Origin of the sequence: Sphingobium sp. ba1, from assembly GCF_000743655.1 — a bacterium.
In the GTDB taxonomy this organism is placed as follows: Bacteria; Pseudomonadota; Alphaproteobacteria; order Sphingomonadales; family Sphingomonadaceae; genus Sphingobium.
The window spans coordinates 3077974-3085191 of sequence record NZ_JPPQ01000069.1 but is presented as its reverse complement, the minus strand read 5'-3'; the positions used below and the strand labels follow the sequence as shown (position 1 = coordinate 3085191).

The following is a 7218-nucleotide window of genomic DNA, read 5'->3' as shown; positions in this document are numbered from 1 at the left end:
GCTCACCATCGCCGCACCCCGCGACATCACCGCCAAATGGCTCCAGCCGCGCCTGGCCGCCTATGCCGCGCACCAGCCAGACCTGACGTTCCAGTTGATCGCGGCGGACGAGGCGCTGGACTTTACCGAAGCCAATCTCGACCTCGCCTTGCGCCTGACCGATGCGGCGGGCGAGCATGAGGGCGTGAAGCTGGGCGAGGCGGCGTTCGTCACGGTGGAAGCCGCGCAGGGCGGGCCCGAACAGCGGATCGACTGGCCCGGCTGCCCGGCGGGGGACAAGCCCGCGATAATCCGGGTGGCCGATGGCGGGCTGGCGATCGAGGCGGCGGCCAATGGCTTTGGCCGGGCGCGCGTGCCGTTGCTATTGGTACAGGCCGATCTGGCGGCAGGCCGGGTGCGGCAGGTGGGGGAGGCGATGCCGAGTTTGCTCAGCTACTGGCTGATCGCGCCTTTGCCGCAATGGCGGCAGAAGAAGGTCAAGGCGCTGGTTGAAGCGCTGACCGCCTAAGTTCCTTCAATCGAGACCCTGATGTTTGATGTAGAATATGACGCCCGGACCAACTGCCTGACGATGAAGGTCGAAGGCTTCTGGACGCCGGAAAACGTGGTGGCTTTCGCCAAAGAGGTCGGGGCGAAGGCGCAACAGGCAAGGGCGATCCGGGGCGATTTCAACGTCCTCGTCCTATCCTTCGACTTCCCGGTGCAGGCAAACGACGTCGCCGATCTGCTGGCGGGCATCATGCGCGGGGGCATGACCCTTACCAGCGGACGAACGGCGGTGGTCGTGGGCAGCCAATTGAACAAGGCGCAGGCGGAACGAACCCTGGTCCACCCCAGAGTCCGGGTGTTCCTGACCATGGAAGCGGCACAGGGCTGGCTGGCGGAAGAGGTCGATACCATTCCCGCCAACCAGACAAACCTCATTCCGCCAGCAAGTTAAGCGCCCTCGTCATCAGCGCCACCAGCTTTGGCTCGTCCAGCCGGGCAGCCGCATCGTTCCAGCTGCTGCTGACAGCATACCATGAGCCGTCCTGCCTTTGCGCCAGAAAGTTCATCGCCATGACGCCGGGTTCGCTGCCGCCCTTATAGCCCAGATAGCGCCAGCGTTTCGCGTCGGCGGGCGGAATGCCTGGATTGACGGCCAGGACCGGCAGCGCCTCGCCGCCATGCAGACGCAGCCAGGCGAGCAGGCCGATCATGTCCTTTGGCGATGCGAACCATTCGATGCTGTCGATCGCCGTGGGGACTTCGGCCACGCTACCCACATCCACCTTGTCGGCGGTCAGGCGTGACGCCGCATCGCGTAGCAGCGCCCGGCGTGCGTCGGGGGAAGCCGTGGCATAGCGCCCTCGCAGATCGGCATTGGCGGGCATTTTGAGCGCAAAGGCTTCGGCGGTGGTCAGCAGGGGCAGCGCCTGATCCGGGTTCGCATGACCGGTTGTCGCAAGCATCGCGTCCACCTTGTCGCGACCCAGCGCCAGCAACAGCGTATCGGTCGCGCTATTATCGCTTTCCGCGATCATCGCCGTGGCGAGGCTGTGCAGCGTCATCGGCGCGCGGTCGGGCCAGTGCAGCAGGCGACCGGAAAAGCTCTTCGCACCAAGCGGAATAACGTCACTCCAGCGGCGTTCGCCAGCGCCTACGGCGCGTGCCAGTTCGGAAAGGATGGTCAGCTTGAAGCTGGAACCGATGGCCATCGCGGCATCGGCGCGATGCGCCGCTCGCAGCTTGGGCGGACCCTCGCCCAATGTCGCAACCGCGAAACTGGTCGTACCGGGGAGGGCGGCGATCTCCGCCATGACCTTGGCCATGCTGTCATTGGCCGTTCGTGCGCCGACGATGCGCAGGCCCACTACGCGGCCCGGCGGCTGAGGAGCGACGACCAGGGTGAACCCGACTGTAGCGCGCTCGTAACGGATTTCGACCTGCCCAGCAGTGGCGCTATCCTGCCGCACAGCCCCCAGCGCGAGCGGTCTGCCATGCTGCGCGCGCAGGTCGGCAGCAACGGCGCGCCAGCGATCCACAGGGACAGCATCAAGAAAGAGGGAGGAGAAATAATCGGCCTCGTCGCCGGGCGACGTGAGAAGGCCAAGCAGTTGTTCGGCGCGGGTTTGATAAGTGGGATTGGGGGCCGCCTGCGCGGTGAGGGCGATGCTTAACAAAAATAGAAAAACCAAGCTCAGAAGCTGTCGTGCTCCTGCGAAAGCAGGAGCCCAGGGTGCTCCATCATGCACCTGTCAACGCCGGTTCAAGCATCGATCGCCTCTTCGTCCACCGCCGCCGCATTCTCCTGAATGAACGCGAAGCGATGCGCCGGGTTCGTCCCCATCAGGCGGTCGACCAGGTCACGCACCCCCGCACGCTCCTCGACATCGGCGGGTAGGGTGATGCGGATCAGCATCCGTGTCTTGGGGTCCATCGTGGTTTCGCGCAACTGCATCGGGTTCATTTCGCCCAACCCCTTGAAGCGGCTGACATCGACCTTCTTGCCCTTGAACTCCTTGGTCTGCATCAGCGCGGCGCGATGGGCATCATCCTTGGCATAGGCGCTCTTGCCGCCCGCGACGAGGCGATAGAGCGGCGGCTGGGCGAGATAGAGATGGCCGCGCCGCACCAGTTCGGGCATTTCCTGAAAGAAGAAGGTCATCAACAGTGTCGCGATATGCGCGCCATCGACATCGGCGTCGGTCATGATGACGATACGCTCATAGCGCAAATGATCAGGGTTGCAGTCCTTGCGCGTGCCGCATCCCAGCGCCAGGATCATGTCGGCAATTTCCTGATTGGCCAGGATCTTCGCGTTATTCGCCGATGCGACGTTCAATATCTTGCCGCGCAGGGGCAGGATCGCCTGCGTCTTGCGGTCGCGTGCCTGCTTGGCAGAACCGCCCGCAGAATCGCCTTCGACCAGAAAGATCTCGGCGCCCTCCGGGTCATCGTTCGAACAATCCGTCAGCTTGCCGGGCAGGCGCAGCTTGCGGCTGTTGGTCGCCGTCTTGCGCTTGACCTCCTTCTCCTGCTTGCGCTTCAAACGCTCGTCCATGCGGTCGAGCACATAGGCCAGCAGTGCCTTGCCCCGGTCCATATGGTCGGTCAGATAATGGTCGAAATGATCGCGAACGGCATTTTCCACGAGCCGCGCCGCTTCGGGCGATGTCAGCCGGTCCTTGGTCTGGCTCTGGAACTGCGGTTCGCGGATGAAGACTGACAGCATGATTTCCGATGACGTCATGATGTCGTCGGCGGTAATGTCCTTCGCCTTCTTGTGCCCCACCAGGTCGGCAAAGGCGCGGATGCCCTTGACCAGCGCGGCGCGCATCCCGGCCTCATGCGTGCCGCCATCGGGCGTCGGGATGGTGTTGCAATACCAGCTATAGCTGCCATCCGACCAGAGCGGCCAGGCCACCGCCCATTCGACCCGCCCTGCGCTGTCGGGAAAATCCTGATGGCCCGCGAAAAACACGCTGGTCGCGCATTCGCGGTCGCCGACCTGTTCCTTGAGATGATCGGCAAGGCCGCCGGGGAACTGGAAGACAGCTTCGGTGGGCGTATCGTCGTTGACCAGCTCCGGTGCGCATTTCCAGCGGATTTCGACGCCAGCGAACAGATAGGCCTTTGACCGGGCGAGCCGATGCAGACGCGCGGGTTTGAACTTCTGCTCGCCGAAGATTTCGGTGTCGGGGATGAAACTGACCGACGTGCCCCGCCGGTTGGGCGCGCCGCCGACCTTTTCCAACGCAGTGACGGGCAGCCCCTGGGAGAAGCTTTGGCGGAACAGTTCCTTGTTGCGTGCGACCTCGACCACGGTGTCGCTCGACAGCGCGTTGACCACGCTGATGCCCACGCCATGCAGGCCGCCAGACGTGGCATAGGCCTTGTCGGTGAACTTGCCGCCCGAATGGAGCGTGGTCATGATCACTTCCAGCGCCGACTTGCCGGGAAATTTCGGGTGCGGATCGACCGGAATGCCGCGCCCATTATCGATGATGGTCAACCGGTTGCCCGGTTCCAGCGTGATTTCGATCCGGGTGGCATGCCCCGCCACCGCCTCGTCCATGCTGTTGTCCAGCACCTCGGACGCGAGATGGTGCAACGCGCGCTCATCCGTGCCGCCGATATACATGCCGGGACGGCGACGCACCGGCTCCAGCCCTTCCAGCACCTCGATAGCGGAAGCATCATATTCAGGGGGGGGTGATGGTGCGGCAGCGAACAGGTCTTCGGACATGACAATAGCTATAGGCGGGCAGGCGTGGCGCGCAAGCATTGTGTCTTATGCGGCACAGCAACGAAAAGTTACGATAAAGCGTGAAACAAACCGCGCATTCAAACCGTTAGCGCCGTGCAAGAGGGTTATTGACGCCCCCAGGCGAGGAGAATTTTACATGAAGTTGAGCCATTTTGCACCGCTCGGTGCCACGCTGGCATTTGTGCTGGCAACCCCTGTGATGGCGCAGGACAGCACCGGTGCGGTCGATTGGACCGGTCCCTATATCGGCGGTTCGTTCGGCTATAACTGGCAGAAGAATGACGGCGAAGAGCATATCCGCTTCGATGCCGATGCCGACGGCGAATATGACGACATCATCCGCACTGGCGCTGGTGCCAATGCCTTTTCGCCCGGCACATGTGGCGGTTCCGCCCGTGGCGCAACGCCGGGTGCGGGTTGTAACGATGACAAGGACGCTATCGGTTGGATGGGTCATGTCGGTTACGACCGTCAGTTCGGCAGCATCGTCGCCGGTGTCGTCGCCGAAGCCGGTAAGGCCTATATCAGCGACAGCGTGACCGAATATTCCACGACCCCGGCTTTCTATGAAATGACGCGCCGGATCGACTGGAATGGTAACCTGCGCGCGCGCTTGGGCTACACCACCCCCGGCGGCATCATGCCGTACATCACTGGCGGTCTGGCTTATGCCAAGGTGAAGAACAGCTTCGCCACCAGCAATGGTGCCAACAGCTTCACCGAAGTCGATCGGAAGGAAGACGCCTGGGGCTACACCATGGGCGGCGGTATCGAAGCCAAGGTTTCTGACAATTTCTCAATCGGTGCCCGCTATCTGTGGACCCGCTACAATGTCGATGACTATCGCGTCGATGTCGGTGCAGGCAGCGCGCCTGCGACCAATCCGTTCCGCATCACCCCTTCGGGCGGCGCGAGCATGAATCGTGGCGACAAGTTCGACACGCAGAGCGTCATGGTCACGACCAGCTTCCGCTTCTGATCGGAAAAGGGGCGGGGGCCTTCGCCTCCGCCCTTTATCTATCGGACAATAAAAAGGCCGCCTTTCGGGGCGGCCTTTTTTATGGATTATCGGACGCGCGGGCCGCCAAAGGGAAGCGGCGGCGGAGGGCGACGCGTGCCGCGCGGCAACTGTGCCTGATAGGCGCGACCGCAATGTTCCACGCAATAAGGGAAGCCCGGATTGACCGCGACCCCGCAGAAATGGAAGTCGGGTTCGCCCGGATGGCCCATCGGCCATTTACAGATCCGCTCGGTCAGGTCGAGCAGCGACGTCTTGTCGGCAATCTCTGCGCTGGGCTTGGCCGGAACCAGGCGACGCGGCGGCGCTGGCGGGATCGGCGCCTGCTGATCGCCCGGACCCTGACGCAAGAACCCGCCCGGACCAACCGAAACGATGCGCGGCTGGGGTGGAGGAGGGGGCGCGTCGGACACGACTGGTTCAGCCGCCGGTGCAGCGGCCACTGGCGGCGGCGTCGGTGCGGCGGCGCGCGCCGGTGCTGGCGTTGCAGGGGCTACCGGCGCAGGCGCTGCACGCTGCGCTGGTGCTTCGGGTTCGGCAGCGGCCACGGGCTTACGCGCGGCTGCAGCCTTCTTCGGCGCGTCATTGGCCTTCACGGGCGACGGGCGCGATTGCAGGCCCAGGCGATGGGCCTTGCCAATCACCGCATTGCGGCTGACGCCGCCCAATTCTTCGGCGATCTGGCTGGCGGTCAGGCCGCGCTCCCACATCCCCTTGAGCTGGTCGATACGCTCGTCGGTCCAGGACAATGAAAAACTCCTCACAAATTCCAATATGCTTCCCTATATGGGAACGAGCGCGTGAGGTTCAAATCCTTGAACGGCGCGCTTGCAGCACAACGCACCAGCCGATAGTCGATCCCACCATGAACGACCAGTCCAAAATTGCCCCCGCAACCCCGGTTGCCGCCCCCTTCGCCGAACCTGGCGTACCTGTGATCCGCAACATCAACTGGGCGGGAACCTGGGCGCTGTATCGTAAAGAGGTGCATCGCTTCCTGAAGGTGCAACTCCAGACGGTATGGGCACCGGCGATCACGACGCTGATGTTCCTGGTGATTTTCATCGTCGCGCTGGGCGGGAGCGGCCGGACAGTCGGCTTGCGCGGCGAAGCGGTGCCCTTTGCCGATTTCATCGCGCCGGGCCTGATCGTCATGGGCATGATCAACGCCTGTTTCGCCAATGCCAGCTTCGCGCTGATGGTGGGCAAGGTGCAGGGAACGCTGGTCGATTATCTGATGCCACCGATTTCCGTCGGCGAATTGCTGTTCGCGCTGGCGGGATCGTCCGTGACGCGCGCGGTGTTCGTGGGCTGCGCCTTGTGGGCCGCGATGGCGTTGTGGCCGGGCGTGCATGTGACCCCGGCGCATTTATGGGCGGTGGTCTGGTTCGGGCTGCTCGGCACCAGCTTCGTCGCGTTTCTCGGCGTGCTGACATCAATCTGGGCGGAGAAGTTCGATCATGGCGCGGCGATCACCAATTTCGTGATCGGGCCGCTGGCCTTGCTGTCGGGCACCTTCTATTCGATCGACCGCTTGCCGCCCTTTTTCCAGGCGATAAGCCACGCCAATCCTTTCTTCTACATCATATCGGGCTTCCGCTATGGCTTCGTCGCAGCGGCCGACACCGACATCGTCGTCGGCAGCATCGTGCTGCTGACGCTGAACCTGATCTTCGGCGGGCTATGCTATGCGCTGTTGCGCCGTGGCTGGAAGATCAAGGCCTGACCGGTCAGATGAAGGCCGCAAAGATCGGTATGACGAGCATCGCAACCCCGATCAGACACGCCGCCATTATCCAGTGATACCAACGGGGAAGGGCACGGTCATCGCCGCGCCCTTCCTGCCATGGCCAGATCATAGCGGTCTGATCACTGGGTCGCGCCGCCACCGACGCGCGCCAGCGTAAAGCCCGCCTCGGTGACTTCGGCGAGCGGATAGATGTTGCGCAGG

7 protein-coding genes are annotated in these 7218 nt (G+C 63.3%); 4 read left to right on the top strand and 3 right to left on the bottom strand.

All coding sequences use genetic code 11. The features are described from left to right. Both IL54_RS18180 and IL54_RS18175 read left to right on the top strand, forming a co-directional pair. Positions 1-508: LysR substrate-binding domain-containing protein (locus IL54_RS18180; protein ID WP_037479240.1), on the top strand; the 508-nt coding region annotated here is incomplete at its 5' end. Positions 509-529: 21 nt separating this feature from the next. Beyond that, positions 530-940, top strand: a complete 411-nt coding sequence (locus IL54_RS18175) for a hypothetical protein (RefSeq protein ID WP_037477499.1) — start codon at positions 530-532, stop codon at positions 938-940. On the opposite strand, the gene IL54_RS18170 is transcribed toward IL54_RS18175, so the two are convergent. Together IL54_RS18170 and parE are read right to left on the bottom strand one after the other, a co-directional pair. Next, positions 921-2162 carry a serine hydrolase gene (locus IL54_RS18170; protein WP_237748932.1) on the bottom strand — a complete coding sequence of 414 codons (1242 nt, stop codon included), beginning with the start codon at positions 2160-2162 and terminating at the stop codon, positions 921-923. The genes IL54_RS18175 and IL54_RS18170 overlap by 20 nt on opposite strands. Before the next feature lie 86 nt (positions 2163-2248). After that, a complete protein-coding gene (parE, locus tag IL54_RS18165) occupies positions 2249-4228 on the bottom strand; it encodes a DNA topoisomerase IV subunit B (RefSeq protein ID WP_037477497.1) in 1980 nt (659 codons plus the stop codon). Positions 4229-4385: 157 nt separating this feature from the next. On the opposite strand from parE, the gene IL54_RS18160 reads away from it, so the two are divergent. After that, positions 4386-5228 (top strand): outer membrane protein, encoded by an 843-nt coding sequence (locus IL54_RS18160; protein ID WP_037477495.1) that lies wholly within the window; start codon positions 4386-4388, stop codon positions 5226-5228. Positions 5229-5314: 86 nt separating this feature from the next. Here the strand turns inward: IL54_RS18160 and IL54_RS18155 are convergent, their stop codons facing one another. Next, positions 5315-6016 carry a GcrA family cell cycle regulator gene (locus tag IL54_RS18155; RefSeq protein ID WP_037477493.1) on the bottom strand — a complete coding sequence of 234 codons (702 nt, stop codon included), beginning with the start codon at positions 6014-6016 and terminating at the stop codon, positions 5315-5317. Between the two features lie 116 nt (positions 6017-6132). Here IL54_RS18155 and IL54_RS18150 point away from each other — a divergent pair, with 116 nt between their 5' ends. Then, positions 6133-6993, top strand: coding sequence for an ABC transporter permease (locus IL54_RS18150; protein WP_037477491.1), 861 nt, complete (start codon positions 6133-6135; stop codon positions 6991-6993). Positions 6994-7218 lie beyond the last annotated feature (225 nt).